This is a genomic window from Methylophilus aquaticus (assembly GCF_030769565.1).
GTDB classification, from domain to species: Bacteria; Pseudomonadota; Gammaproteobacteria; order Burkholderiales; family Methylophilaceae; genus Methylophilus; species Methylophilus aquaticus.
The window spans coordinates 1-3178 of the sequence record NZ_JAVCAP010000008.1 but is presented as its reverse complement, the minus strand read 5'-3'; the positions used below and the strand labels follow the sequence as shown (position 1 = coordinate 3178).

The following is a 3178-nucleotide window of genomic DNA, read 5'->3' as shown; positions in this document are numbered from 1 at the left end:
CCGGATGAGTTTTACTTTAAACACCTGCCCGCAACACCCAAGGCAGCTTAAACAGAATCGCAAGATATTTCACTTAAAAAAGCAAACATTCTGTCCAACTAAACGGGGCCACCTCTCTACTACCGGCATGAATGGTTAGTAAAATTGAGTTTTCAGTTATCGTATTGAAATACTCAGCTGCAAAATTTGTTGCTCCAATTCCTGGCCTTGACTCGAATATCAAAAGCTCTAAATCACTTTGGCTCGAAAATAGTCGTAAGTATTCTTTGCATAAATGAGGCCTAAATTGATAGTTTTTATTGAAACCATTGAATTGGGTTAAATCGAATTTTTTCATACTACCCCCACCCCTTTTTAAATTTTTTTAAGAATTTTTGTATACAATTTATTTATTCTAATGAAAATATACGATGAATTTGCATTGTAAGTAAATGAATTGACCTTAATTCACAGTCAAATAAAATTTCAATGAATCAATGGGGTCAGACTCCATTGATTCTCATCATGTCGCCGATTATTCGCACAACCCTAATGCCAATGCCTGCAAAACCTCCCCCGTTGCTGAGTTCTGCACAAACGCAACTACATTAAGATCCCGCTGCTTCCAGGCTGGTTGAACTTGAATATCATGACTACCACTTAATTTTCCATCAGCACCCACCTTAAACGGCCCTAACCATTGGCGCACGACATAATCATGGTGCAACAGCTCGCCACGGTTTTCACCTGCATTGACGGTGGATTGCAGGTTATTTTCTTGTAGCGCGAGGTAATAGACGAATGGCCCTGCCTCAGCGGTTTTAATGTTGGTGGAGACTTGCACTGACTTGGTTGTTGTCGCGTTAGCTGTCAGTCTAATCTCGGCTTTGGCAGGCTGGCGATTAATGGTTGCGACTTCACTCTTAAAGCGCGCATCATTTAACCAGCTGCGCGTATCTTGACCATTAATCGCGAGTTGTGGTGTATATACGCCGCGTGCACGCCCTAAGGTGGCCATTTCACGTTGCCGCTTGGCAAATTCAGGGTTGGCAAAGTTGTCTTTCCAGCCGATGTAATCCCAATAATCCACATGCAAAGCAATCGGCACGATGTTGCTAATCGGTTTACTTTGATTCTTTAAGCGGCTTAACCATTGGTCGGCGGGTGGGCAGCTGCTGCATCCTTCTGAGGTATAGAGCTCAACCAGGGCATTGGTTTGCGGGCCGCTGACGGCACTGCATTGAGGTTGTGCGAGGGCATTTGATGCAAACACGATGGCGCATACACCGGTTAGCAGAGATGGCTTGTTCATGGTTAGTCTCACTCAATATTATTGAGTGAATTGGTCGAGCCACGCGGCTCTTCCTTACACGCTGCGATGCATTTTTTTGATGCAGTGGTGAGGGTGGGAGAAAAATTTATTTTGATAAATGTGTAAGGGGCTGCTTTATCTGACGACAAAGGGGTGTTAGCTAACAATAACTTTTTTTAAATCATCTTTTTTTAAATCATCTTTTTTTAAATCATCTTTTTTTAAATCATCTTTTTTTAAATTATCTTGGAGTCGTGAATATGAACAGCAAATTAAATGTGTTGGTGGCCCTGTTATTGGGTGTGGTTTCTATGAATGTGGCGAGTGCTGCTGATTTGGTGACGGGGGGCTATGCCCGCGAGTTTCAGCAGATGGGTATGATGAAAATGCTGGATGCGGATGGTAACCATATGGTGAGCTTGATGGAGTTTAATCAGTATCACACGGCAGTGTTTAATGAACTGGACAAGAATCATGATGGCAGTCTGGATAAATCGGAATGGACCGGCACCAGGTCCGAGAAGCTGGCGATGATGAGTACCGGCGGCTATCTGCGTGAATTGGGTAATGTGGCGATGATGGATGCAGCCGATGCCAATCATGACCATCTGGTGACGCAAGAGGAGTTTCTGAAGTTTCAGGGCACTGTGTTTGTGAAGCTGGATACTACGGGAGACAAACAGCTGGATGCACAGGAGTTTGTGGCAAAACTGGTGGGTCGCTAATCCACCGGTAATAGTTGGGGTCAGAGTAAATTAATTTACACACAACCCCAACAGTGCCAGGGATCGGGTCTAGCTATGTAGCATATTTATGGGCTGATATGAGAGATGATGGTTTGCTGCTATTCTGGACCTGACGCTTATGGCCTTCAGTTTAATTAAACGATAACGGTGTCTACCATCGTGTGGAACAAGAAAGCCGAGGGGTCGGGTCTTGCAATCCAACATTTTGAATGCCAAAGCCGCAAATCGCGGCTTTTTTTATTCTTTAAGAGTCTTATTAATGGACATTTTGTACAAAATAGACAATTTGTACTATTATTGCGTGAATAGGAGGGTTGATTATGCAATATGTTTCTGCAACAGATGCCAAACAAAACATGGCGGCATTGATTGATACGGCACAGCGTGAGCCAGTGACGATTCGTCGCCAAAACCGTGATGTGGCGATTGTGCTTTCGCCTATTGAGTATCAACGCTTGCGTGGGTTGAATTTGGGCGAGTTTCAATCGTTTTGTGACCGTGTAGGTCAGCAGGCGGTGGCCAATGGCTTGAGTGAGGATAAATTAGCTGAGTTGTTAGCCAATGAGTGAGGCGTTAAGGGTTGTTTGTGATACCAATACCTTAATTAGTTATCTACTTTTGCCACAAAGCGCCCCGGCGCTTGCGGTGCGTAAAGCGTTGGCACAAGGGGTGTTATTGGTTTCTGAATCTACCCTTAGTGAATTAGCAGATGTGTTATCGCGCTCAAAGTTTGACCGTTATATTTCGATTGAAGACAGGCAAGCATTTTTTAAGCTGTTTAGTCGCGTGTATGAACGTGTGAATATTGTTTGCCCTGTCACAGCTTGCCGTGACCCTAAAGATAATCAGTTTTTAGAGGTGGCGGTGAATGGTGATGCATCTATGATCATCACTGGCGATGCAGATTTGTTGGTGTTGCACCCTTTTCAAGGCGTTTCATTTTTGACTGCCGCACAGTTTAATGCGCTACCGTGAGCCCGCGCACAACCCTCAGGGTTAGGTCTTGCAAAACAGCGAATGGTGGAGTCAGATACCGTCTTGAATTGCAAGTCCCTTGAGAGGAATTTCCGCATCAAAAGGTTTGCCTGATTTAATCACCCCGTAAATCAAATGCACCAGCTTGCGCATCACTGCACCAATC

General features: G+C 44.3%; 4 protein-coding genes. 3 read left to right on the top strand and 1 reads right to left on the bottom strand.

Translation table 11 applies throughout. The annotated features are described in order from the left end of the window. Positions 1-514: 514 nt before the first annotated feature. Positions 515-1291: a DUF1223 domain-containing protein gene (locus tag Q9291_RS04345; RefSeq protein WP_306388806.1), complete on the bottom strand. Its 777-nt coding sequence runs from the start codon at positions 1289-1291 to the stop codon at positions 515-517. A gap of 260 nt (positions 1292-1551) precedes the next feature. Between Q9291_RS04345 and Q9291_RS04340 the strand changes: the two genes are divergently transcribed. The 3 genes from Q9291_RS04340 (at position 1552) to Q9291_RS04330 (ending at position 3012) form a co-directional block, all read left to right on the top strand. Next, on the top strand, positions 1552-2016 hold the full coding sequence (locus Q9291_RS04340) for an EF-hand domain-containing protein (RefSeq protein WP_306388805.1): 465 nt from the start codon (positions 1552-1554) through the stop codon (positions 2014-2016). A gap of 341 nt (positions 2017-2357) precedes the next feature. Next, positions 2358-2606 (top strand): type II toxin-antitoxin system Phd/YefM family antitoxin, encoded by a 249-nt coding sequence (locus tag Q9291_RS04335; protein ID WP_306388804.1) that lies wholly within the window; start codon positions 2358-2360, stop codon positions 2604-2606. Next, positions 2599-3012 carry a putative toxin-antitoxin system toxin component, PIN family gene (locus Q9291_RS04330; protein ID WP_306388803.1) on the top strand — a complete coding sequence of 138 codons (414 nt, stop codon included), beginning with the start codon at positions 2599-2601 and terminating at the stop codon, positions 3010-3012. Before Q9291_RS04335 ends, Q9291_RS04330 begins: the two co-directional genes overlap by 8 nt. Positions 3013-3178 lie beyond the last annotated feature (166 nt).